The organism is Paenibacillus sp. tmac-D7, from assembly GCF_006519665.1.
GTDB lineage: Bacteria > Bacillota > Bacilli > Paenibacillales > NBRC-103111 > Paenibacillus_G > Paenibacillus_G validus.
On sequence record NZ_VIDW01000001.1, the window covers coordinates 270,944 to 295,686 of the forward strand.

24 protein-coding genes are annotated in these 24,743 nt (G+C 55.6%); 1 reads left to right on the forward strand and 23 read right to left on the reverse strand.

The genetic code is table 11. The features are described 5' to 3' along the window. Positions 1-102: 102 nt before the first annotated feature. The 21 genes from rpoD to FKP33_RS01435 form a co-directional block, all read right to left on the reverse strand. Complete coding sequence (gene rpoD, locus FKP33_RS01335) at positions 103-1,221, reverse strand: RNA polymerase sigma factor RpoD (RefSeq protein WP_054797348.1); 1,119 nt, start codon at positions 1,219-1,221, stop codon at positions 103-105. Positions 1,222-1,267: 46 nt separating this feature from the next. After that, complete coding sequence (dnaG, locus tag FKP33_RS01340) at positions 1,268-3,103, reverse strand: DNA primase (protein WP_141333781.1); 1,836 nt, start codon at positions 3,101-3,103, stop codon at positions 1,268-1,270. A gap of 40 nt (positions 3,104-3,143) precedes the next feature. Next, positions 3,144-3,605: a YaiI/YqxD family protein gene (locus FKP33_RS01345; RefSeq protein ID WP_127608500.1), complete on the reverse strand. Its 462-nt coding sequence runs from the start codon at positions 3,603-3,605 to the stop codon at positions 3,144-3,146. A 114-nt stretch (positions 3,606-3,719) separates the two neighbouring features. Further along, positions 3,720-4,532, reverse strand: a complete 813-nt coding sequence (locus FKP33_RS01350; protein WP_127608499.1) for a pyruvate, water dikinase regulatory protein — start codon at positions 4,530-4,532, stop codon at positions 3,720-3,722. A gap of 193 nt (positions 4,533-4,725) precedes the next feature. Beyond that, positions 4,726-5,472 (reverse strand): DNA repair protein RecO, encoded by a 747-nt coding sequence (gene recO, locus FKP33_RS01355; RefSeq protein ID WP_127608498.1) that lies wholly within the window; start codon positions 5,470-5,472, stop codon positions 4,726-4,728. A 39-nt stretch (positions 5,473-5,511) separates the two neighbouring features. Then, entirely contained in the window at positions 5,512-5,655 is a 144-nt protein-coding gene (locus FKP33_RS01360; protein WP_127608497.1) for a YqzL family protein, read from the reverse strand. A gap of 143 nt (positions 5,656-5,798) precedes the next feature. After that, complete coding sequence (gene era, locus FKP33_RS01365; RefSeq protein WP_127608496.1) at positions 5,799-6,722, reverse strand: GTPase Era; 924 nt, start codon at positions 6,720-6,722, stop codon at positions 5,799-5,801. After that, positions 6,722-7,138: a cytidine deaminase gene (locus tag FKP33_RS01370; RefSeq protein ID WP_054797346.1), complete on the reverse strand. Its 417-nt coding sequence runs from the start codon at positions 7,136-7,138 to the stop codon at positions 6,722-6,724. Before FKP33_RS01370 ends, era begins: the two co-directional genes overlap by 1 nt. Before the next feature lie 20 nt (positions 7,139-7,158). Next, positions 7,159-7,863, reverse strand: a complete 705-nt coding sequence (locus FKP33_RS01375) for a diacylglycerol kinase (protein WP_127608495.1) — start codon at positions 7,861-7,863, stop codon at positions 7,159-7,161. Continuing rightward, positions 7,860-8,435, reverse strand: a complete 576-nt coding sequence (gene ybeY, locus FKP33_RS01380) for an rRNA maturation RNase YbeY (protein WP_054797345.1) — start codon at positions 8,433-8,435, stop codon at positions 7,860-7,862. Before ybeY ends, FKP33_RS01375 begins: the two co-directional genes overlap by 4 nt. Further along, positions 8,432-10,729 (reverse strand): HD family phosphohydrolase, encoded by a 2,298-nt coding sequence (locus FKP33_RS01385; RefSeq protein WP_127608494.1) that lies wholly within the window; start codon positions 10,727-10,729, stop codon positions 8,432-8,434. The genes ybeY and FKP33_RS01385 overlap by 4 nt, the downstream gene beginning before the upstream one ends. Before the next feature lie 20 nt (positions 10,730-10,749). Then, positions 10,750-11,712 carry a PhoH family protein gene (locus FKP33_RS01390; RefSeq protein ID WP_127608493.1) on the reverse strand — a complete coding sequence of 321 codons (963 nt, stop codon included), beginning with the start codon at positions 11,710-11,712 and terminating at the stop codon, positions 10,750-10,752. A 38-nt stretch (positions 11,713-11,750) separates the two neighbouring features. After that, the gene (yqfD, locus tag FKP33_RS01395; protein ID WP_306439325.1) at positions 11,751-12,941 is read right to left on the reverse strand and encodes a sporulation protein YqfD; all 1,191 of its coding nucleotides are present in this window, start codon (positions 12,939-12,941) and stop codon (positions 11,751-11,753) included. Positions 12,942-12,954: 13 nt separating this feature from the next. Further along, positions 12,955-13,233 carry a sporulation protein YqfC gene (yqfC, locus tag FKP33_RS01400; protein WP_054797344.1) on the reverse strand — a complete coding sequence of 93 codons (279 nt, stop codon included), beginning with the start codon at positions 13,231-13,233 and terminating at the stop codon, positions 12,955-12,957. A gap of 279 nt (positions 13,234-13,512) precedes the next feature. Next, positions 13,513-14,025 carry a hypothetical protein gene (locus tag FKP33_RS01405; RefSeq protein ID WP_141333782.1) on the reverse strand — a complete coding sequence of 171 codons (513 nt, stop codon included), beginning with the start codon at positions 14,023-14,025 and terminating at the stop codon, positions 13,513-13,515. A gap of 37 nt (positions 14,026-14,062) precedes the next feature. Continuing rightward, positions 14,063-15,058: a flotillin-like protein FloA gene (gene floA / locus FKP33_RS01410; RefSeq protein WP_127610808.1), complete on the reverse strand. Its 996-nt coding sequence runs from the start codon at positions 15,056-15,058 to the stop codon at positions 14,063-14,065. Positions 15,059-15,074: 16 nt separating this feature from the next. Continuing rightward, positions 15,075-16,472, reverse strand: coding sequence for an NfeD family protein (locus FKP33_RS01415; RefSeq protein WP_141333783.1), 1,398 nt, complete (start codon positions 16,470-16,472; stop codon positions 15,075-15,077). Between the two features lie 157 nt (positions 16,473-16,629). Next, positions 16,630-17,073 (reverse strand): GatB/YqeY domain-containing protein, encoded by a 444-nt coding sequence (locus FKP33_RS01420; RefSeq protein ID WP_054798583.1) that lies wholly within the window; start codon positions 17,071-17,073, stop codon positions 16,630-16,632. Positions 17,074-17,085: 12 nt separating this feature from the next. Beyond that, entirely contained in the window at positions 17,086-17,259 is a 174-nt protein-coding gene (gene rpsU, locus FKP33_RS01425; RefSeq protein ID WP_010491812.1) for a 30S ribosomal protein S21, read from the reverse strand. Positions 17,260-17,387: 128 nt separating this feature from the next. Next, positions 17,388-17,732 carry a histidine triad nucleotide-binding protein gene (locus FKP33_RS01430; protein ID WP_054798584.1) on the reverse strand — a complete coding sequence of 115 codons (345 nt, stop codon included), beginning with the start codon at positions 17,730-17,732 and terminating at the stop codon, positions 17,388-17,390. 26 nt (positions 17,733-17,758) lie between these two features. Then, the gene (locus tag FKP33_RS01435) at positions 17,759-17,968 is read right to left on the reverse strand and encodes a hypothetical protein (protein ID WP_127610688.1); all 210 of its coding nucleotides are present in this window, start codon (positions 17,966-17,968) and stop codon (positions 17,759-17,761) included. Between the two features lie 109 nt (positions 17,969-18,077). On the opposite strand from FKP33_RS01435, the gene FKP33_RS01440 reads away from it, so the two are divergent. Then, positions 18,078-19,997 (forward strand): FAD-dependent oxidoreductase, encoded by a 1,920-nt coding sequence (locus FKP33_RS01440; protein ID WP_141333784.1) that lies wholly within the window; start codon positions 18,078-18,080, stop codon positions 19,995-19,997. A 195-nt stretch (positions 19,998-20,192) separates the two neighbouring features. On the opposite strand, the gene FKP33_RS01445 is transcribed toward FKP33_RS01440, so the two are convergent. Together FKP33_RS01445 and FKP33_RS01450 are read right to left on the reverse strand one after the other, a co-directional pair. Beyond that, complete coding sequence (locus FKP33_RS01445; RefSeq protein WP_141333785.1) at positions 20,193-22,385, reverse strand: stalk domain-containing protein; 2,193 nt, start codon at positions 22,383-22,385, stop codon at positions 20,193-20,195. Between the two features lie 134 nt (positions 22,386-22,519). Next, positions 22,520-24,424 (reverse strand): SbcC/MukB-like Walker B domain-containing protein, encoded by a 1,905-nt coding sequence (locus FKP33_RS01450; protein ID WP_141333789.1) that lies wholly within the window; start codon positions 24,422-24,424, stop codon positions 22,520-22,522. Positions 24,425-24,743 lie beyond the last annotated feature (319 nt).

A 24,743-nucleotide genomic window follows, 5' to 3' on the forward strand; every position in this document is an offset into this window, starting at 1 on the left:
CTTTCCTATTTCATTATCGGCGGCGGGGACATAAAAAATTAGACCTTGCTGCGAGGCACTCGCAGAAGGTCCAACATAGATCCGAACGCATGACCGTTTCGTTTATTCCAAGAAATCCTTCAGCCGCTTGCTGCGGCTTGGGTGCCGAAGCTTACGGAGCGCCTTGGCTTCGATTTGGCGAATCCGCTCGCGCGTAACGCCGAATACTTTACCGACTTCCTCCAGCGTTCTTGTGCGGCCGTCATCCAGTCCGAAGCGCAAGCGAAGAACGTTTTCTTCCCGTTCCGTCAACGTGTCGAGCACGTCCTCAAGCTGTTCCTTCAGCAGTTCGTAAGCGGCGGCATCCGCAGGTGCCAGCGCCTCCTGGTCCTCGATGAAATCCCCCAAATGTGAATCGTCTTCCTCACCGATCGGCGTTTCCAATGAAACCGGCTCTTGAGCGATTTTCATAATTTCGCGCACTTTATCGGTACTGAGATCCATCTCTTTGGCGATTTCTTCCGGTGTGGGTTCGCGCCCGAGCTCTTGCAGCAGTTGTCGGGATACCCGGATCAGCTTGTTGATGGTCTCTACCATATGTACCGGTATCCGAATCGTCCGCGCCTGGTCCGCAATCGCTCGCGTAATCGCCTGGCGAATCCACCATGTCGCATACGTACTGAATTTGTATCCCTTCGTATGGTCGAACTTCTCAACGGCTTTAATCAAGCCCATATTGCCTTCCTGGATTAAATCAAGGAACAGCATGCCGCGTCCGACATATCGTTTGGCAATGCTGACAACGAGACGCAAATTGGCTTCGGCCAGACGGCGCTTCGCTTCTTCGTCGCCAAGCTCGATCCGTTTCGCCAAATCGACTTCATCTTCTGCGGAAAGCAGAGGAACACGGCCGATTTCCTTCAAGTACATCCGCACCGGATCGTTGATCTTAATGCCCGGAGGCAAAGATAGATCGTCGTCAAAGTGGAAATCGTCGTGCTCATTATCATGCGGATTCATGTCATGGTCTTCATCCGACTCGTTGCCGACGTCGATGCCCATTTCTTGGAGCTGCTCGAAAAATTCGTCGATCTGCTCCGGATCTTGATCGAAAGGCGCCAGCTTTTCCATTATCTCTTTGTACGTAATAACCGAGCGCTTCTTGCCCTGTTCGATCAGTTGTTCTTTCACTTGCTCCAACGTCAACTCTGTCTCTATTTCCGTGCGTTGATCGTTCGCCATAATCCAACTCCCTCCTCCTTGGAACTCCCCTAAGCGCGCTTAAGCATCAGGATGATTTCAATTGCTTTTCCAAGGATATAATTTCACTGCCCAGCTGCAGAGCTCTTGGAATATCTCCCATTCGTTCCGCTTGTTTAATTTCTTCTCTCTTACGCTCCAATTGCTGCAGAAGCGGATACTTCTTAATTTCGCGAATGTAATCGTCAATCACGGCTTCGTTCACACCGTTGCGATTATCTATTAAGGTCAAAGAGCTTGCCAAGCTCTCGAGCTTGTCATCCTGGAGCATCCCGATGAACATGCTTGCATTCGGTTCGTATCCTTGCGCATAGTAGGCGTACAAGTAGGCGGCGATGGCCGCATGAGCCTCCATATTGAACTCGTCCCCCAAACGACGCTCGACATACTGGGAAACGTCCCGGTCCAGCATCATTACGGCAAGCAATTGTCGCTCTGCAAATTGATAGGCAGGGATCATTGAAGGGGTCTGTTCACGAGGCTTTCCGTCATTCATACCATTATTCCACGGATTGGGTTTATTATCCCCGGATCGGCTGTTTTTTTCCGTCTGCAGCCTGATCTCATTAAGCGTCTGCATCGCGGAGTCATAGGAATACCGGAACTCGGAAGTTAAATCCTTCACGTAGTGCTCCCTCTCAATCGGTGATGTGAGCCCCGCAATCAATCGGAGCGCCTGCTGTATATATCGTAGCCTCTCCCCATCCTCCTGCATCCTATAGTTTTTGCGAAAATAAAGAAGTTTATATTTGATCGACGGTACGGCGGTCTCGATAACCTCGCGTACGAATCGTTCAGAACCGTGATTGGCAATATATTCGTCCGGATCCATGCCCCCCGGGATTACCGCGATCTTCACCTGGCACCCGGCGTTCTCTAAGAGCGGAATGCTCTTGTAGGCGGCCGATTGTCCGGCATTATCGCCGTCGTATGCAACCGTTACCCGTTCCGCAAGCCTGCGAATCGCTTCGGCGTGTTCCGGCGTCAGAGCCGTTCCCATCGTGGCGACTCCGTTCGTGACTCCCGCATCCCAGGAACGAATGACGTCCATGTACCCTTCGAACAGGACAATCTCCTGCATTTTGCGTATTTGGGGTCTCGATGCGTGCAAGTTGTACAAGGTACGGCTCTTATGGAACAGCATCGATTCCGGGCTGTTTAAATATTTGGGCTGTCCGTCCCCCATCAACCTTCCGCCGAATGCGATCGTCTGCCCTTTCCAATCGCGGATCGGGAACATCACGCGATCTCGAAATTTGTCGACGTAACCGGTGCCATCCTGTTTCGCCGAAATCAAACCGCCTTGTTCCATGAGCGGCAGCGGAAATTGCTTCTTGTCCAGCAGATTAACGAGCGTATCCCATCTGGATGGCGCGTAGCCGATGCCGAATGTCTCCATCAGCTTACCTGTAATCCCTCGTCCCATCAAATACTGTTTAGCCGCTTTTCCCTGCTCCGTATTGTGGAGAATGTACTGGTACAGCTTGTCGGCCAGCTCGTACGCTTCGAGAAGCTTAGCCCGCTCCTTGCTCTCTTTCGTTTCCGTCCCGGTATGAGACGCCCCAAGACCGACCTGCAGATTCGCTTCCTCCGCTAATTTCCTAACCGCTTGACCGAAGGATAAACCTTCGATTTCGGCGACGAAACGAATCACTTGCCCGCCTGCGCCGCAGCCGTAGCAATGGTAAATTTGCTTCTCCGGCGTAACGGTGAACGACGGCGTCTTCTCGGAGTGAAAAGGACACAGGCCTTTCAGATAATGCCCTTGTTTCGTCAAATGCACGTACTTGCCGACGACTTCGACAATATCGTGAGCCTTCAGGACGGCGTCGATGACATGATCGGGAATGCGTCCGTTACTCATCCTATCCACCTTCAATCCAATTAACACGTAATACTATTCGCTACTTTAGGCGATTCTCCTGCAAACGGGATAAAAGTTTTGTCAAAGATTGTAGAAATTCATCACGATCCTGATTCGTAAACGCTCTGGGCCCTTTCGTATGCTTCCCTCCGCGCCGCAGCTTGGCTTGCTCGTGGCGGCGTTCCAGCAAAAAATCCATCGTACGATCGTTGAACAGCTGCCCCCGGTTGGATAGGGCGAACGCCTTCTTCCCGAGCGCAAGAGCCGCAAGACCGAAGTCCTGGGTAACGAGAACGTCTCCTGCCTGAATTCGATTCACGATATAAAGATCGACCGATTGATCGGAACGATCCACTTGAACGATTTCGACGCCGTCTTCCGGCTGCAGCCGGTGATCGAACGAGGCGACCATGACCACTTGAACGTCAAACCGTGAAGCGGCGTTGCGGATTTCGGCTTTGACCGGGCAAGCGTCCGCATCCACTATTATTTTATACGTCATGAGAGACCACCACGGGGATTAATTCAGATATGTGAATGTTTTTACAATCGCACTACCGTAATATTATATACGATGAAATTACAAAAAATCCTGCTTATATCCAAAAGAAACAGACTACCTGGAACGGAATATATCGATGATGATGCTGGCCGTCTCCTCGACGGCTTTGTTGGACACGTCGATGACCGCGCATCCGATTCGTTTCATGACCGCGTCAGCAAACTCCAGCTCTTTATGAATGCGCGCGGTGTTCGCGTAAGTGGCGTTGCCGGGCAGCCCTAACGTCTTCAACCGCTCGGTGCGAATCACGTTCAGCTTCTCGGGGTCGATCCGCAAGCCTACAATCTTCTTGGAGGATACGGTGAACAATTGATCGGGCGGTGCAATTTCCGGTACCAGCGGCACATTCGCGACCTTGAATTTTTTGTGGGCCAAATACATGGACAGCGGTGTCTTGGAAGTCCGCGACACGCCGACCAGCACGATGTCGGCCTGCAGCACGCCGCTGAAATCGCGGCCGTCGTCGTATTTGACGGCAAACTCGATCGCTTCCACCTTCTTGAAGTAATCTTCGTCCAGCTTGTGGATCATTCCCGGCAAATGCCTTGCTTCCTGTTTAAGCGTATGCTCCAGTGTGCGAATGACCGGTCCGAGCACATCGATGTATACGATGCCGGCGCGTTCAGCTTCCTCGATCAAGTAATCCCGCAGCTCGGGAATAACGAGCGTAAAGACGATCGCCCCGTTGCGTTCCACCACGGTTCGGATCATTCGATCGATATCCGTTATTTCCTGCAGGAAAGGCACCCGTCTTATTTCTACTTGCAACGGATCGAATTGAACGGCGGCCGCGCGTACGACCGCTTCCCCCGTATCTCCGGCCGAATCGGAAGCAACGAATATGACCGGCTTAAGCATGGTTACCATCTCGGCCTCGTCCCCCTTGGTAAAGTTCTGGCATGACCTACTCTTACTACGAGCCTATACACGGTAATGTTTCATGATGGGACAAACAAAAAATCTCGCTAACCAAAGCCTAGTAAGCAGACTCTGTAACGAGAATTCCATGGATGCATCATATTATAATAACATTGCACGAAAATTATGTCAATTTTTTCATCTATATTTCATAGCGATCCATTTGATCTAAAAAATCACGCGATTTCAAGCGCAAGCCTGCGTGCGTGTCGAAGTAAGCGCGCAATATTTGTTTCAACAATGCTTTCGTCTGCGGCTTCACGTCAATCTGCCCGAGCCTCCTGACGTCGGTTTGAACAAAGATCCGCAGCAGCTTCAATGCTCCGGGCGTTAAAGCAATCGCCTGCGGATCGCGCAGCCGGCAAGTCTCGCATAAGATGCCGCCGAGCCCGACGCTGAACGAAACCGCTTCCCCTTTACTGCCGCAGATGACGCACTGTTCCAGCTCAGGCATATAACCGGCGTGCATCATCATTTTCATTTCGTATAAGTGGACGACAATCTGCATATCCTTGCCTTCAAGCAGCGCATGAAAGCTCCCTTTCAATTGCTCGAATAAGTAAGGTTGTCCTTCCTGATCGCCCAGCATCCGGTCAGTCAGCTCCGCCAGGTACGACGCGTTAGCCGCCAGATGCAAATCTTCGCGCAACTTGTGGAACGCCTCCACGATCTCGGCGTGATTCAGCGTTCCGAGCTGACCCGATTTGAAAAATGAAAAATCGCCCAGCGTAAAAAGCTGGACGGTCGAGCCGAATCGGCTTTTTACTTTTTTGGCGCCTCGGGCGACAATACTCATTTTTCCTTGTTCCCGAGTAAACAGCGTAATAATTTTATTGCCTTCCCCATAATCCATGCTGCGAATGACGATTCCCTGCAGCCTATACTGCATCGGCAGTCTCTCCCTGCTCCTAAGCCTCGCGCGTATTACTTACTGAAGCCAGTCGGAGGCTTCCAGCCCCGCTTCTTCCTCCGGTTCCGGTTCCTCTCCGTCTTGGACATTCATCTCTTTATAAAGCAGGTAGGCATCCACATCTCCAGTCATCGAAAAATACTTCCACGAAAAATCTCTCATGGTACATCCTCCCCAGTGTGACATGACTACAATACCTGTTTATAGGAATAGGATGATACGAATCGCATCGAAGTATGCTGAACAAATACTGGCATGTATGCTCTCCATTACCCTGCCTTTGTACTACTGAAACAAATTCCGTCTTATTCGTGCCTAAAACCGAGATCCTTCAGCACGCGGTCGTGGTTTCTCCAGTCTTTCTTCACCTTCACCCACAGCTCGAGGAACGTCTTGGAGCCGAGCAGCGCCTCGATATCGGCGCGCGCCTGTTTGCCGACTTCCTTCAACAATGCGCCGCTCTTGCCGATGATGATGCCCTTTTGCGAATCCCGTTCCACATAGATGACGGCCGAAATGCGGACGAGACCGTTCTCCTGCACTCGCATATCTTCAATGGACACCGCGATGGAATGCGGAATTTCTTCGCGCGTCAGATGCAATAATTTCTCCCGGATCAGCTCCGCGCAAACGAATTGCTCCGGGTGATCCGTCACTTGATCCGCCGGATAATACTGAGGTCCTTCCGGCAAATATTTGATCACCTGCTCGAGAAGCGTGTTCACGTTGTTGCCGTTCTTCGCCGAGATCGGCACGATTTCAGCGAACGGGTACAGCTCCTTGTACGTTGTAATTACCGGCAGCAGCTGCTCGGGATGCACCTGGTCGATTTTGTTCATGACCAGGATGACCGGCGTCTTGACGTTACGTAGCTGCTCGATAATGAACCGGTCGCCGCCGCCGAGCCCTTCGACAACGTCGATCAGAAACAGCACGGCCTCCACTTCGCTGAGTGCGCTTTGAGCGGATTTCATCATATAATCGCCGAGTTTCGATGTCGGTTTATGTATACCCGGCGTATCGAGAAAGACGATTTGCGCTTCATCGGTCGTATATACGCCATGAATTTTGTTGCGCGTCGTTTGCGGCTTATCCGACATGATCGCGATTTTTTGGCCGATCACTTGATTCATCAACGTTGATTTGCCCACGTTCGGCCGGCCTATAATGGCCACGAAGCCGGATTTAAAAGGCGCTTTCTTGGTGTCGTTCTTTGAAGAGTTTGACATCAGTTGTCTGTTCCTCCGTCCAGATCTTGAGATGTGAATGCCCCGGGCAGCAGCGCCGATACGGTCGTCTCCGTGACGTCTCCGCGCAAATTCGCCAAATACACCGGCATATCCGGAGCGCATAGCTCCACGAGCACTTGACGGCAAACGCCGCAAGGAGAAACCGGATGCGGCGTATCGCCGACGACCGCAATGGCCTGAAACGTACGCGGCGCTTCCCCGTCCGCGATCGCGCGATGCAGCGCCGTTCGTTCGGCGCAGTTGGTCGGCCCGTACGCCGCATTCTCCACGTTGCAGCCGAGATGAACGCGGCCTGATGAATCGAGCAATGCGCTGCCTACTTTAAAGCGGGAGTACGGCACGTAAGCCCGCTCCCGCACTTGCTTGGCCCATTCGATCAATTCCGAGCGTTGCATGCGGTCACATCCTTCTTTGATTAGAAAATCGTGTATAAATAAAAGCAAAGCAACGTGATGAGGCTGCCTATCAAGGCTCCCAGCAGCTGCGAGGCGAAAGATCTCCGCCGTTTATCATATAACACGAGCGAGAGCACGATAGCGAGAAAAAAACCTAGCAGCGATGCGAGCGTATCCTCGATGCGGTATGCAATCAGCGTCGCAACGGCGAAGGCTACCGCGCTGAGCAAGCTCGGCTTCACCCAGGTGCCCTTCTCCGTGAACCGCGTCTGAATGACGATTACCGTCAGAATAACCAATGATAGCAAAATCCATACCGCGCCTGCGGTCAGCGCATGGCCTTCCATGGCGCGACCGGTCCGCAGCAGCCGGTCGATCGGATCGTAGAACACGACCATGCCCGTAACAACGGCAAAAGCCGCAGTCACCAATACCGCGGCTGCCGCTACGTCTTTGGCGATTTTGGCGAGCGGATGGATGTCCGGCATCGCCAGATCGACCGACTTCTCAATGGCGGTATTGATGAGTTCCGTCACGATAACGAGCGTCACCGCAAGCAGAATGAACAAGACGTCCGTTTTGGAAAGACCGAAAAGCAAGGCAAGCACCAAGGCCAGAAACGCTAGCGTGAAATGAAATTTCATGTTGCGCTGGGTGGAGAGCGCATATTTGACGCCTTCGTACGCGTACCGGAAGCTGCGCTGCCATTTGACCGGCTGTCTCACCGGGTCAAGCCCGCCTGCTGCAAGATCGCTTCCTGCTTCGCAAACATTTGCTTCTCTGCCCCTTCGTCCTGATGGTCGTACCCGAGCAAATGGAGGAAGCCGTGCACGAACAGGAACCCTAGCTCCCGATCGACGGAATGGCCGTACTCTTCGGCTTGCGCCACAGCCTTTTGTACGGAAATAATGACGTCTCCGATCGGCTCCTCGAAGCCTTCTTCCTCGTCGTCCCCTTCGTCCGAAGCATCGTCTTCATCGGCGTCCGAATCCGCACCGTTGCCGATGAATTCGAATTCCTCTTCGTCGTACTCCTCGTCGCCGTACACGATCTCAATCTCATCCTCGCCCATCTCGAGCATCGAGAAGGAGAGAACGTCCGTCGGCTTATCCAGTCCGCGGTACTGTTTATTCAGCGCTTGAATCGCCGCATCGTCGACGAACGTTAACGTCACTTCGCCGTCCGATACCTGCTCGGCCTTCCCGGCCAGCCGCAGCAGCTCTTCCAGCTTCCGGACCAGCTCCGGGCTAATCTCGATATGGTCTTGCTCATTGCTAAACGATAATCTCAAACTCATGGGTCCACCTCTTTTTTATTCTCGTCCGCTTTATTCTCGTCCGCAGCCTTGTCTTTGTCTTTACGAGCTTTTGGATCTGCCCGCGTCACTTGAACGTCGGCCGGATATTCGATTCTGGAGTGAAAAATACCGAGCAGCGTCTCGTTCAACGTTCTCGCAATTTGATCGAGCTCTTTAATCGTCAAATCGCATTCATTGAATTGACCGTCGTCCAATCGGCTCTTGATAATCTTGCGAACCATCGAATCGATTTGCTCCACGGTCGGATTCCGCAGCGAGCGGACAGCCGCCTCGACGCAGTCGGCGATGCCGACAATCGCCGCTTCCTTCGTCTGCGCATTCGGTCCCGGGTAGCGGTAGTCCTTCTCCTCCGGCGGTTCTTCGCCCCGCTCTTCGGCTAGTTTCTTCGCTTTGTGGTAAAAAAACTGAAGCAGCGTCGTGCCGTGATGCTGCTCGGCGATATCGCGAATCGGCTTGGGAATATTAACATCCTTCAACATTTCGGACCCGTCGCGGGCATGAGCCACGATAATGGACTTGCTGAGCGCCGGATCGATTTTGTCATGCGGATTTTCGATATTCGTTTGATTCTCGATAAAATAGCTCGGTCTTTTCGTCTTGCCGATATCGTGATAGTACGATCCGACCCGGCACAGCAAGCCGTCCGCGCCGATCGCTTCCGCGGCGGCCTCCGACAAATTGCCGACCATCACGCTGTGATGATACGTCCCCGGGGTCTCCGTCAGCAGCTTGCGCAGCAGCGGATGGTTCGGATTGGACAGCTCGACGAGCTTCAACGGCGACAGAATGCCGAACGCCACTTCGAAGAACGGGAGCAAGCCGATGACGAATACGGCGGTCAGCAGCCCGCTGCCAAGGGCGAACGAGGCCGCGAAGATGGCGGCGCGTTTGGACTCCTGCTCCTCGAACAACAGCAAGGCGGCAACAAGCGCCACCGCGAACACCGAAACCATCATGCCCGCCTTGAGAATCGACGAGCGCTGGCTCGCCCGCTGAATCGAGAAAATCGCGGCGAACGACGTGGAGAATGTCAGCAAGCCGTAGCGGAAGTCGAACGTTTGCACGTGGTCGGAGTTGAAAATGATGCTCGCCATCACGCTGAACAGCACGGTTGCGATAAACGCCAGCTGCGGGTTTAACAAAATCGTGATCAGCATCGCTCCCATGGCTGTCGGTGCCAAATACCCGATCATCGGGTAGTCGAGGTTCTGCATCATCGAGAACACTTTCATAAACGTAACCGTCAAAAATAAAATGAGCACGAGCATTAACAGCTGCACGTTGTTATACTTGATCGGCAGCGCGCTTTGCCGGACGTACATATACAGCGCAAGTCCGCATAAGGAAACGAAAATAAACAGACCGAGATGAGGCCAATACGAGCGATCGTCTTTCAACAGCTCCAGCGCAGCCAGCCGCTGATAGACGTCTTCGGTAATTTTATCACCCTTGGCCACGAGCACCTCGTTCTTGTTGATAAAAATTGGCTTCACATTGTCCCGGGCGTGGCCTTTCGCTTCTTCCGTACCTTTCTGATCGTAGAACTTGTTCGGCGTCAGCGCTGCCCGCACCAGCTCCTGCACAATCTCCCTCGCGTTGTTCTTCGACAAGGTCGAGGCGTTAACCAGCTCCGCCACTTTCGCCCGGCCCGGCTGCGCCTCCAGCAGCTGATCCGTCATCAGCCGTGATACGATTTCTTTGGCGACCGGCTGCATTTGGAGTAAATCATCCTTGCTCAGCCGCGGAATTTTATAAAACGCTTCCTCTGGAATCCGGTACTGCTGCTCGTCGAAATCCTGGCGCATCTCGGCCAGCAATTCGGGACTGTACTGCCCGCTGTCCTGAAACTGCTTCAGCTGACGGTACAGGTGGTCTTGAATAAGCTGCGGAATGACCGTTTTGTAAATGTTCACTTTATCGGCTGTGGACACGTCCGCGTCGGCATTAATTTGCTGCAGCTTCTCGAAGACGGCTTCAAGCGCCATCTCGTTTTTCAACGAAACGATTTTGTAAACAGGCTGCACTTTCGCAGCCGCCTCTTCCTTGGCCTTCTCCGTGGCTACTTCATTCAATATGGCGCGCGGCGCCAGAATGTCTTTCTCGGCGACGGCGTTCAGCGTGATATCGTAGGTTTGCGGGACAACACGGTGCAAAAGCGCAAAGTAAAAAAAGACGGCTAGCGCCAAAAACAGAAGAAAGCGCACGATGGCGCTATATCTCCAGCCGGCAAGCCGATATTGGTATTTGCCCCGAATGGAAACGCGATTGCTCATGATGAAAGGTCAGCCCTTTCTCAGCCTTCTTTGTCTTCATTATAGGCTACGATGATTTTTTGCACGAGCGAGTGTCGAACGACATCCTGTTCGGCGAAGGTAATAAATCCGAGCTCTTCGATCCGGCCCAGGATCCGTTTCGCTTCCACAAGACCCGAAGACTTGCCGCGCGGCAGGTCGATCTGGGTGACGTCGCCGGTAATGACCATCTTCGACCCGAAGCCGAGCCTCGTCAGAAACATTTTCATCTGTTCCGGAGTCGTATTCTGCGCCTCGTCCAATATAATAAAAGAATCGTCAAGCGTTCTCCCCCGCATGTAGGCGAGCGGCGCGATTTCGATCAATCCGCGCTCCAGCGACTTCAGCACCTGCTCGGGACCCAGCACGTCGTTAAGAGCATCATACAACGGGCGCAAATAAGGGTCAACTTTTTCCTGAAGGTCGCCCGGCAGGAAACCGAGACTTTCTCCCGCCTCGACGGCAGGGCGCGTCAGCACGATCCGCTTCACTTTGCCCTCTTTCAGCGCGGCTACGGCGAGAACGACGGCGATATAGGTTTTGCCCGTCCCCGCAGGTCCGATCCCGAAGACGATATCCTTCTTCTTGATTTCGTTTACATACTGCTTTTGCCCGATCGTCTTCACACGAATCGGCTTGCCTTTGTGCGTAACGGCGATTTCGCCCTTGAACAGATCCAGCAGCTGATCGGCCTTCATCTCTTTGGACAAATCCAAAGCATAAATCACGTCGCGCTCGGTCAGCACGTACTGGTTTCGGATCAACTCGAGCAGTACCGCAAATAAATGCTCGAGACGCGCGGTTTCGGCGCTCGCGCCTTGAATGACGATCTCCGCTTCGCGCGTAAAAATGGACGCCTGCACTTCCCGTTCAATCAAGTGCAGAAACTTATCCTGCGGCCCGAAAAGCGCCTGGCCCTCGGACGGATTTTTCAAAGATACTTTCACCGTTGTCGCTTGTTCCATCCAGTTCTCCTTCAACGATAACCGTTCGTCATATGAAATTAAGGCACAATCGGTTGTTCAACCGCAATTGACTCCTCGACTTCCAAAAGCACTTCCATATAAACTTTACCATTCTCCGCCTTCTCATGCAAAATTTTTTCGGAAACGACCCTTGCGCCCCCGCCCGCGGCAGACAATATTTGTGCTTTCGCCTCCGTCAATCCGACGCTCGACGCCTCCTTCGGATCGATCGGCTGCTCCTGAAGCTCCACTTCCATCACCTTCTCGCTGAGCCATCCGATCGGCAGTGTGTAGGAGCGCCAACTGAGCGTTTTGCGTTCCTGAATCGTTTCCGTCTGCCCGAACGGCACTTTACCGTACCCGGACACCTGCACCCCGCGGCTGCCGAGGACCAAGTAAGAGCGTTGTTTACTTTCGCCCGTGTAAACTTTATATTGACGCACGAGCGGCACTTCGACCGTCGGTTTGTACCAGACCACACCTTTGACGGTGCCGGAAGCTACGACCGTTTGCTGATGGAGCTCGTCGCCGATCATGCCGGATATGAGGATGTCTCCTTTGCGCACATACGTATTCGGCTTAACGGCGGGACGTCCCTTTTCAGCAAAAATCTCCGTCACAAGCGCATGCTTCGAGGCCACCAGATGCCGCGGATTCATCAGCGGCGGCTTCTCCGGAATCGTCGCTTCGACGACCTTGATCACGACATGCGTACCGCGCACCTCAACGCCGATCCAAGCGGCGGCCGGCAGCTGACTCTGCATCGCCCGGGACAGCTCGGAAGGCTCCTTCAGCTTAAACTTCCACTGCAGCCGGTACACCCCCTGCTGCTTGGCCGCCTGCAAAATTTGTTCGGTTTGAATCGTCTCGTTGCCCTCCACGCGAACCTGCAAGACGAGCTGGGAAAGCAAATAAATGCCGATGACGAAGCCGAGCAGCCCGATGGCGAAAAATTTGCGCCTCTCGAGCTTGTCCAGCCAAAACGGAAAGCCGCGTTTTTCCTTGATGCGAATCAGGGAGCCTGTCTCTTTCAAGAGCGGACGAAGCCGAAAAAAATCGGGCACGGTGACATATAACGAAATCCGCTCCTTGTCCAAATAACGGATGTCCCAGACGGACATCCTTTTCTGTGATAAGCGGTTAACCAAATGCTCCAACTTGCCTCCGGTGACCTCCAGATGAACAAAGCCGCGCAGACGGTAAATTAACGAAGCTTTCAAGACTCTCATCCCCTTTCCGGCTCTAGGACATATATTTGATATCTCGGATTTTCCCTTCAATCATCACTTCATCAGGCAGGATCGCGCGAATCACCAGATCGGAGCCGTCCACTTCAAGTTTTCCTTTCGCCAAGGCCAATTTCAAAGAATCGCTGGAGAAGTGAAGGACGCCCCGATGATTTTCGATATAAAGCTGCATATTCCCGATCATCGTAATGCGGGGCAGGTCCATAGCGACGTCCTGAGGCAGGTCGAGCAGTTTTGCCGTAAATTGATTGATTTTGTGAGTCAGACTGCGCATACTTAACCTCCTCCGGTAGCGGGCGCTTTGCAAAATAGCGGAAGATCACGGGCTATTTACACGATATGCCGGGGAATCGAAATTATGACGTCGGGCCGGGAAAAAGAGTAAAATGACCCGGCCGAAATCCAGGCCGAAATATAGCTAGGAAGCCTGCCCGCGGAACCGGGGATGCGCAGTTTCGCGCAGGAGGCTTGAACTGCGCCAACGCCAAAAACCGCCGCAAGCGATGAAGGACAACCTTCATCGCTTGCGGCGGTTAGATGTAAGCCGGTTCCGCTAACGCCGATAAGGACGCTTAGCGCGCGGCGGGCCAAGAATTTCCGCCCAGAGGACGCCGAGCGCCGCGTCTTCCGGGCGCAGCGGACCGGGCGCTGAAGCCGGCTCGGCGGCTCCCGCCCCGCCGGTGACGCGTTCGCCCAAGCCGCGGCCCACGGCTAGCGGGCGCTCCCGCTGCTCGCGCTGAGCCGCGTACGGGTCTTCAGCTGCGGCCTGGCGCTCCGCAGACTCGCGAATGACGGGCGGCTTGTTCGCGTGTCCGCGCGTGTCTGCACGCTCCGCAGAAGCCGCCTGCGGCTGCCCAGGAGCCGCCTTGCGCATCGGCCGGGCGTCCGAACCTTTCGGCCAGCCGGAACCTCCGCCCCCGAAGGGCGGCATGCTTGAAACCGGCTTGCCGGGCGATTGCGGCTTAGCAGGGTTTCCTTGCTTCATCTGTTTGAACAACGAGCTGAAGACGAAGAAAACAATCGCCACAACGATCCAATTTTCCAATAAAAAACCGATGATGTTCACGGGTTATTCACCGCCTTTACCGCGCGTCGCTCCCGCTTCACGCGTCCTCGCCCTGTTGGCCGGGGTTGTTGTTCATTTTGCCGAGACTGGAGCGCATTTGCGTATCCGCATCGATATTTTTCAAGTTCATATAATCCATGACGCCAAGCTTGCCTTCGCGAAGCGCTTCGGCCATCGCAAGCGGCACTTCGGATTCGGCTTCGACCACCTTGGCCTTCATCTCGACGACCTTCGCTTTCATTTCCTGCTCCTGCGCGACAGCCATCGCGCGCCGCTCCTCCGCCTTCGCTTGGGCGATGCGCTTGTCGGCTTCCGCTTGCTCCGTTTGAAGGTTGGCGCCGATATTTTTGCCCACGTCGACGTCCGCAATATCAATGGATAAAATCTCGAATGCCGTACCGGCGTCCAATCCTTTGCCAAGCACGGTGCGTGAAATCAAGTCGGGATTTTCCAGCACGTCCTTATGCGAGCCGCTGGAGCCGACCGTCGTGACAATGCCTTCGCCGACACGGGCGATGATCGTCTCTTCCCCGGCGCCCCCGACTAACCGCTCGATATTGGCGCGTACCGTCACTCTGGCGATAACCTTTACTTCAATCCCGTCCTTCGACACGGCCGATACGGTAGGCGTCTCGATAACGCGCGGATTGACGCTCATTTGCACGGCCTGCAGCACGTCCCGTCCGGCCAGATCAATCGCCGCCGCGCGTTCGAACTCAAGATGAATGTTCGCGCGGTGTGCGGCAATCAGCGCATTGACGACGCGATCGACGTTACCGCCCGCCAGAAAGTGACTTTCCAGCTGGTTGATCGTCAACTCTATTCCCGCCTTCGTCGCTTTGATCATCGGATTGACGATGCGGCTTGGCAAGACGCGGCGCAGGCGCATCGCGACCAGCGTGATAATGCCGATCCTCACTCCGGACGCCAACGCGGAAATCCACAACATGACCGGCACAAACGTGAAAAACACCGACAGCGCAATAATGACCACAACCGCTAAAAATAAAACCGAAATCAAACTCGTATCCATGAAACACAACGCCTCCTTATTGTTTTACTTCCTTCACAACGATACGCGATCCTTCGACGAACGTAATTGTCACCGTCCGGTTGGCGGGTATAAATTCACCATCGGCGACGACGTCGAGCCGCTCTTCATCGAAGACGGCCGTCCCCGCAGGCCGAAGCGGCGTAACCGACGTGCCGGTCTTGCCGACCAGCTCGCGCCGGGTAACGACGGAAACGTAGCCTTCTTCGGTCGTCAGCTTATCGCGCAAGATGAACCGGTTCCAAACGCCGCGGTGCTGGAAGATTTTCACGACAATCGCTACAACGACGACGGCCCCGAGGAACGCGATGCCCAGATTCAGCGCCGCCAGCTTCATGTTATAGGCCGACAGCACGACGCCGCTGAATAGACAAACCGCTCCAAGGAAGCCGAGAATGCCGAAGCTGGACACGAAAATTTCCAGTATAAGCAGGAATATGCCGGCAATAAACAGCGCCACGTCTTCCACCCCCGCAAATCCAGCGATATAATGCCCGAAAAAGTAAAGTCCAAACCCTAAAATACCCAGCACGCCTGCGATGCCGAAGCCTGCTACAAGCATTTCGATGGCGATCCCGGCGATGCCGACCAACAACAGCAGCACGGACACCCAGGGGAGCGTCACAAAACGCGCCACCTGCTCCGCAGCGCTTGCTTCAATCGTGACGAGCGGATGATCCGCGCCGCCGATAAAGCGCACCACTTCCTGCACGTCGGCGGCCATCGTCTCGGCATAACCGACCTTCACGGCCTCTCCCGCCGTAAGCGTCAAAATTTGCCCTTTCGGTACTTCGCGTCCAAGCTCCGGCAGCGAAAGCCCGACCTGTTTATCCACCATCGCCTCGGCGACTTGCGTATTGCGGCCGCGCAGCTCCGCGGCGGCCTTCATCTGCCCCGACCAATACGAGACGACCTTCACGTTCTCGATCTCGCTGCCGGTCCCGTCCACTACGGCGGCCGCTCCCATGGAACTGCCGGGCTCCATGGCGATGCGGTTCGCATTCAATGCGATATACGCGCCGGCCGAAATCGCTTTCCCCCGCACGTAAGCGATTGTCGGTATCGGACTTTCTTTCACGAGCTGCCCGATATGCTCGGCCGATTCCACGCTTCCTCCGAGCGTATCGATGTCCAGAATGATGTGCATGGCGCCAAGCTCTTGCGCCTCGGCAAACGCTCTTTGCATAAACCGTTCAAGCCCGCTTTCGATCGTCCGATCCACCGGAATGACGACAACCGGGGCGGCAAGCGGCGGTGCGGACGGAGCTTGCGGTACGGACGCGGCGTGCGCACCCGGCAGCAAGCATACGAACGCGACGCCTGCCACAAGCGCAAGCCATAGGATCAACCTGCGGATGAAGCACGGTTCGCTGGTTTTATCGGCTGCTGCGTACATAGGCTAGCCTCCTTCGATCAGGATGAAATATGCCCTATCGGAAAGTAATACGCAAATGTTCGGCATTTGATTCGTCCGATACGCATTATTCGTTCGAAGATACCCTTTCAGGTTAAAAAAAAGAAACACTCCAATACTGGAGTGTTTCTCCGGGTCGTTAGTTTAATAATTGTTGAACGAACTGATTGACGACTTTACCGTCAGCTCGTCCTTTCACCTTCGGCATCAACGCGCCCATGACTTTACCCATATCCGCTTTTGAAGAAGCCCCCACTTCTTGGATGGTCTGCTGTACAATGGCTTTTACTTCTTCATCGGAAAGCTGTTGCGGCATGTATTCCATCAATATGGCAATCTCAGCACGAAGGTTTTCGGCCAAATCTTCACGACCGGCCTTCTCAAATTCTTGGAGGGAATCTTTGCGCTGTTTGACTTCGCGATTCAAAACGTCAAGAACTTCTTGTTCCTCTAAGGTTTTACGCTGATCTATCTCAATGTTCTTGATAGCGGCACGAACCATACGGATTACGGAGAGTTTAAACTTGTCTTGACTCTTCATCGCGAGCTTCATGTCTTCGTTCAATCTGTCGCTTAAGCTCATCGATTAAGCCCCCTAGAACTTTCTCTTGCGAGCAGCCTCAGACTTCTTCTTGCGCTTAACGCTAGGCTTCTCATAATGCTTACGTTTCTTGACCTCCGCCAACACGCCATCTTTAGCGATGGAACGCTTAAAGCGGCGAAGTGCAGCATCTATCGTTTCGTTCTTGCGAACTCGAGTTTCTGACACCAGTTTTCCCTCCCTCCGAACAGACCGTCCAAGACGAAAAAAGACATTCATCAAATTTCATTATAGGCCAAAAAATATACAGGTGTCAACCTATATACGGAAAGTCTTGCGAGCAAAGAAAACACGCTTTATTTTCCGTTTAATGGCCCCAGCTTTTCGCCTGCCAGCAAGTGATAATGAATGTGGTAGACGAGCTGCCCGCTGTCCGGGTTGCAGTTGTTAATCAGCCGGTAGCCGGTCTCGGCTACGCCTTGCTCCTTGGCGATTTGCTGGGCCGCGCGATGCATATCGGCGATCAGCGGCAAATCCTCCGCCGCCGCGTCGTTCATCGTCGGGATATGCTTCTTGGGAATGATCAACAGATGCACCGGCGCTTCCGGTTTAATGTCATGAAACGCGAGCACGCGCTCGTCCTCATAAACTTTCTTCGAAGGCAGCGTTCCTTCTACGATTTTGCAAAAAATACAATCCAATGACCTACACCCCCGTCCTATCCACTTTATATCGCTTCTATCATATCGAATTTTTGAAGAAAAATCCAACCGCTCGCCGTAACGCCGGCAGACCCGCGATACTCCCTTGCCCATCCATGCATGGAAGAATAACGACTTTCCTGCAGCACGGTCCCGCTCGGTCCTGCAAGCCGTTGCTCCAGCTTCCCGAAATACGGCTGCATCGCGCTTCTCAAGCTGTTGGCGTGTCCGAACATAAAATTAGACTCAGAGTCTAAAAATGTATAGGAACTTTGGCGAAGTTGTCATATAATAACGGTATAACCTTCCTCCTGAAACCAAGTCCAATACAAAGGAGGCCTGTACATGAGCCGATTCATGCGCGCGGCCACACGCAAAAAGCGGGAGCATCTGCTTGAGGTCGCCATTCGGCTGTTTATCGAACGCGGATACGAGCAGGTGTCCGTCGACGATATTATTGCAGCGACTCGCACGTCGAAGGGAACGTTCTACCATTATTTCAAAGGCAAAGACGAAATATTGTTGGACTTGCCGCGCAAACTAATCACGATTATACAAGCTTGGTCGGAACGGAAACCGACTCAAGTTCCGTCCCTGGAGCACCATATTAACCGGCTGCTGCTCGAGCTTGCCGAGCAGGTCGCCCCGTCTGCGCGTTTGCTGCGAAGCTGGATCGCGCTGTCGCTCCAGAACGACAGTCTAAAATCGGCCATGGAGGAGCTGCAGCAGACGCTGTACCAGAGCCTGCTGCGCTGGCTTCCGGAGCCCGGCAAAACGAACGCTCTCGTATCCGCCTTCTTCGGCACGCTGCTGCTGTGGTGTTCGCGGGACGACGGCAGCGATTTGCCAGCCGCCATGCGGTCGCAGCTGATCTGGGTTTGGGAAGGCATACGGCATACGGCGGAAGAACGAACCGCGACGCTGGAAGAGGAACCGAAAGGAGAATTTCTTATGCAAGTGGCGATTATCGGAGGCGGACTGGCGGGATTAACCGCGGCCGCTTATTTATCGGAGCAAGCCGGAATTCGAGGCGTGTTGTTCGAGCGCAGCCCGCAGCTCGGGGGGCGGGCTTTTACTTATGAGAAAGCGGGATTTACTTTGAACTACGGCGCACATGCCATTTACGGCATCGATCGGCACAAATTGAGCGTGATGGAGCGCGAGCTCGGCTTATCGTTCAGCTCCAAGCAGGTCGATAAACGGCACGTCATGTACGCCAAGAACGGACAGTTGACCCCCGCTCCGCTCGACTTCGTCAATTTGCTGCGGACGGAGCTGTTGAACCCGATGCAGAAGGTGCGTTTCGTCGGGGAAATATCGGCGATCATCGCCAATATTCACAATGTGCGGAACTACCCGACCTTGGGCGATTATTTGGCCGAATCGGATGCAGACGAAGATGTCAAGGAGCTGTGGGAGCACCTCGTCTGCTCCAACTTCTTTATTACGCCGGAAGAGGCCCGCAAAGTGCCCGGGCCGGTCATTAGCGACTATTATCACAACCTGTTCCTCTCCTCCCGGCCGGTGAACTACGTGCTCGGCAGCTGGGCCGTCATCACCAACCAGCTGAAGCAGAAGATCGAAGTGTCCCGCCGCTGGGACATTGCGCTGCAGGAAGGAGTCGAGAGCATCCGGTATGCCGACCAGCAGTTTATTCTGAAAACAAAAAACCGCGAGGTGGCGTTCGACCGCATTATATTTGCCATGCCGGTCCAGCAGGTGTGCAAGCTGCTTAAAGGGACGCCATGGGAGCCCTTCCTGGCGCCGTACGAGAACAATACGGCTACCGAAGTAATGGTGTACGATGTCGGGTTGAAGGAAGTGGTCGCCCGTCCGTTCAGCTATATCAGCGACATGGACAACAAGCTGTTCATCAGCGACGTGTCCGCGACCGACCATACGCTCGTTCCCGAAGGCGGCCAACTGCTTCAGGGAATCGCCTACTTGAACGACGCCTTCGCCGACGAAACGGAGCGCAAAGCGTATTTGGACAAAAAGACGCAGCAGATGGAAGCGTTGTTCGACCGGTATTATCCCGGTTGGCGCGAGGCGACAGAGGTCAAGCGCGTCTCCAAGAAGGCGATGGTTGCCAGCGTGAAGAACATCGCCGGCAACCGGCTGCTGCCGACACGGCTAGAAAGCGTTCCGTTCCATTTCTGCGGAGACGGCTGTCAAGGAAAAGGGGAGCTGGCCGAGCGCGCCTTCTCCACCGCGAGACAAGCGGCCAAAGCCATTATCGACGAGCTGGCCGCGGTGACGGTATAACGAAACAAAGACTGCTTTCCGGGAGAGATGATTCTCCCGGCGAGCAGTCTTTTTCCGTTTAATCGATGTATCGGACGGCGCAAATCGATAGAGAGGCACAATTCGGAATAGCAGCGTGGGAGTAAAGAAAAACGGGCTTCCCCTTGGCCGGTTGGATTCCGGCCGGGGAAGCCTTGGGCAAAGACTTACCGGTACTTAAACCAGACGGCCCCACAGGTTGGCAAGCCGGCCAAGCTGATCTTTGAACCAGCCGAACCAGACAGCCGTTCGGGACGGCGCGCCGTTCGCCGATCGTTCCGAAGCACTCGGCGTCAACGTAGACACGGCTGACGCCGCTGTTACTTTCACCGCTTCGCCGGGGAAGGCGGCTGCCGATTTACCGTCCATCCGGATCGTCACCGTCCTTGTTTCGCCGTCCCACCCGACAACGCCTCCGAACGCCTCGCCGACGAAGCGCGCAGGAACCAACGTGGCTCCGTTCACAAGCTGCGCCGGCATCTCAAGCTTAACGGGCTTTCCGTTCTTGTAGGCTTCTCCGCTGCCAATGGCGATCGAGACGGTCGTGCCGCCTTTGGTCGCCGTTGCCGTCTTCGCAGCGGCGTTCCAGTCGACTTTCGCGCCCATTGCTTCGAAGATGGCGCGAACCGGCGCAAGCGTATTGCCCTCGCGAATGACGGGGGGCTGCTCGAAGTCGACGTCCTTCCCGTCGATCGACACCGAGATTCCGGACGTGATCGGAAACGACCGGGTCGCCGCCTTCTTGCCGGCATGATTGTAGATCCCGAGCTCCAGCACAGAGCCTTCCGGCACATCTCCCGCCTTCAGCTCGATGCCGTAAGGCGGGGAGGTTTGGGTTTGTACGAGCCGGCCGTTCACGGCATACTCGATTTTACCGATATAAATATCCGGAATTTTGACGAACGGGGTAATCAAAGCCCTCTTATAAATCGCGACGCCAGCGGTCAAAGGCACTTGACCGGATGGCTTGGGCGGTTTTGCCGCGTTTTCGATGTTCGTTAAGTAAAACGGCGGCTCGATCAGCTTCCTGTACAAGCTGTACATGGCGTCGTTGTCGCGCAATAAGTAATTGTTCTTGCTTTCCTTCATCTCCAGGTTGACGTTGAAGTAGGTGATCGCCTTCAGTCTCGGATACTTATACGGCATAATCCCGTACAACCGCTGCAAGTTCAGCGTGCCATATTCGGTGAAAGACTCTTGCGGAATATTCGCGTAATGGCTCACCGCCGTTTCGCTGATCATGAGCGGCTTGCGCTCGGCGTATGTGCGGTACAAGTAATCGAGCCGTTCGACCGGGCTTGTCGCCTGCATATTGCCTTGCTTCGGATCGCCGTTCTCGTACGGCTCGCTGTACAAGCTGACCCCTACCCAATCGACATAATCGTCGCCGGGGTAATACGCATCCATCGAATACATCGGCACGTCGCCGGGGCTCCAAACCATCGCCACGTTCGGCGCTTCCTGCTCCATGATGTCGTGAACCATCCGGAAATTGCGGATATATGTATCCGGATCGCCGTGCCAGGGCACCCAGTTGCCGTTCATCTCGCTGGCGTAACGGAGAAAAATCGGAATGCCCGCCGCTTTCGCTTCCCGCGCCCAAGCCCGCACGACCTCGTCGGTCACCGCGTCCAGCCCGTTCATCGGCTCCCAGGCGATTTGCAGTCCGGCACCGGCCTGCTTCGCACGTTGGGCGTACTGCTTCGGGAACGGCTTGCCGACCTGCGTATACGCCAAATATAACGCATGCTTCTTGCCGTAGAACGACTCCGAGCGGTCGTAGTAGTTCAGCATCTTCGGGTCGCGCTCCGTATACATTCCGATATACATGCCGTATTCGGGCTCGAACTTGGACAGTTTGCCGCTCACAGGCAGCGCCCGCTGCCGAAGCGCTTCGGTGTCGGCCGTGGATATGTACGCTTCGACGGTCGTCCGGATTTGCTCCGCACGCTGCAGGTCGACCGCGCCCCAGTCTTTGCCGTCCTTCAGCCAATACTCATTCTCGCGTTCATAGTAAGCGATGGCTTTCTCATAATCGCCGATTCCGTCAAAATATTGGTTCAGCTTGCCGCTGAACAACGCTGCGCTTTCCCAGTCCCCGGCGGACACATAATGGTCTGCCAAAAACTCCCAATGCGGCACGGCCGCTGCCGGGTTACCGGACGAAACGGCGGCATCCGCCGCTTTCCAGCGGTCCCAAATCGCATCGGCGTAGGCCGGCGCGGATCCGGTTACCAACAGGCCGATACCAAGCAAGGCGGACAGCGCTAATTTCGTAAAATTGGCGGCGGTTCGCCGGACTGCCCCCATGCGATATGTTGCTTGATCCCGCTTCCTGATTCGCATAGGCTGATCTGTTGATCGGTCCATCGTTCGTTCCCCCTTGTGCTCGTGACATGCCGCCGGCCGCCGAAAGCATGTCACGCCGATAACGTGTCCATATGGATATCTCTACCTATGCACGGCCGGGTATGTTTATGCGTGATGATGCGCCGTGCCGACACCTACATCGTTTCCAGCGTCACACGGCTTCCACGGCCCCCCGGTTCTGCAGGCTGGACGACCAGCCGGCGCGGCAGCCGGGCTCTTAATTCCGGCACGTGACTGATGACGCCGACCGTTAAGTTATCCAGATGCAATTTCTCTAATGCGGTAACCACCGCATCGAGCAGTTCCGGGTCCAGCGTCCCGAAGCCTTCATCCAAGAAAAAGAATTCAAGCGGATATTCGCCCTTCAATTGAATTTGGGTGGAGAGGGCGAGCGCCAACGACAGCGATGTCAGGAACGTTTCGCCCCCCGACAATGTCGTGACCGGGCGTCTGGTACCGCCGTTCGCGTCGTCGCGGATGACGAAGCCGCCGCCCGAATCGACCTCGATGGCGTATTTGCGGCGGGTCAACTGACCTAACCGCTCCGACGCCGCCCGGCTGACATGCATCAGCTGCTCCTCGGCCAAAAATTCGACGAAGGCATTGCCGCGCAGCACGCTTTGCAGCTTGCCAAGCAGCGTCAGCTCCGCCTGCAGCGCAGCGCGCTTCTGCTCCAGCTCCAGCCAACGCCCGTGCTTCGCCCGTACGTCTTCGCAATCACGTTCCGCTTTAGCGCTCGTCTGCAGCGCCGCTTCATCCTCGGCTTTGCAAAGCGCCAGTTCCTGCTCCAACGCGTCCCAAGCTTCATCCGAGACGTGACGGCCGGCGAGCGCTTGTTCCAGCTCTTGGCGGCGGACCGCCAGCTGATGCTCCTGCTTGCCGTGCGCCTCCACCTCGGCCGCCCATTCGCCGCGCTGCGCCTCGGCGATCAGCGCGTCCTCCACTTCGGCCGCAGAGGCGAAACCGGCGGCGAGCGACTGCTGCTCCCACTCGCTCTGGGTCTCGCGCTCCAGCGCAGCCGCCGACTGCTCGGCTTGCACAGCTGCCGCCGCTTGCGAAGCCGCCGACTGATGCGCGGCCTGCGCTTGATCGCGCAGCGACGCCGCCGTCGCCGCATCGGCTCGCAGCTTCGACAGCGCGCCATTCGCTTCAAGGGTCAGCTTGTTCGCGTCGCCGTCGCCGACGAGCGCAAAGAGCCGTTCCTGCCGCTGGCCGATTTGGCGCTGCAGCGCTTCCTGCTCGGCCGCCGTCCTCACCGCCAGTTTCTCGGCGTCGGCCAGCTCCTTGTGCAGCTGCTCCAGCCGGACTTGCTGTTCCTCGAGGAACGTAACGCTTTTCGCCAGCCGCTGCCGGATTTCTTCCGCTGCCGCATCCGAGCGTTCGAGCTGCCCGGCTAACTCAGGCAGCTGCTCCGGCTCCCATTCGGCGTAAGAGGCTTGCCATTGATCGCGCAGCCGGCTTCGCGTATCCGTCCATTCCTGCGCTTTGCGCGACTCGGCGTCTACGAGGCTCTGGACGCTTTGCAGCCGCGCTTCCAGCTCTTGTCGGCGCTTGGCCGATTGCCGCCGGTCTTGAAGCAGCGTTTGCCAGCTGCGTTCCAGCGCCTCGATTTCCCGTTCGAGCCCCAGCGTTACATCCGAATGGGCGGCGAGCGCTTGCTCGAACGCGGCCGTTGTCCGGACTTCCGCCTCCTCCGCTACCGCGGCGGCGGCTTCCAACCGTGCCTGCCCCGCCTCGCGCAGCTTCAGGATCGACGCCGGCGTTTCGGCTGCCGGGACGCCGTCCGCTGCGGCTTGCTGCGCCCATTGCTTCTCCAGCGATTCCAGCTTATCCAGCAGTCGTCGCGCATGAAACCGGCCTTCGCGCAGCTCCTGCCGGCACGCCTCAAGCGCTTCCGGCGACACCTCGCCTCCGTCAGTCGCAGCAGCCGTCCCGTCACCGCCCTCCGGGCGATGGGAGGCCGGGTTCGGGTGCTCGGTCGAACCGCACACCGGACAAGCACCGCCGTCGTGCAGATGCGCCGCAAGCGCCGCTGCCATCGCCTCCGCTTCCGCCGCCTTCAAGCGAGCCCGCACGCGTTCGCCTTCCCGTGCGGCGGCTTGTTCCAGCAAGGCCATACGGCGCTCGCCTGCTGCCGCATCGTTATGTAAAGCTATCAAACGTTCCGCCCACTCCAGCGTACGCCGCTCTCCGTCCCGCTCCTGCTCAGCGAGCTCCTGCAGCAGCCTCCGCTGCTCCTCCGCTTCCGCGGCCCGCGCAGCCGCCGCGGTCTGCCGCTCGGCGGCCAGCGCAGCCGTCCGCTCCAGCTCCCGCGCGGCCTGCAGCGCTTCCTGCAGCCGCTTGCGGTACGCAGCCGGC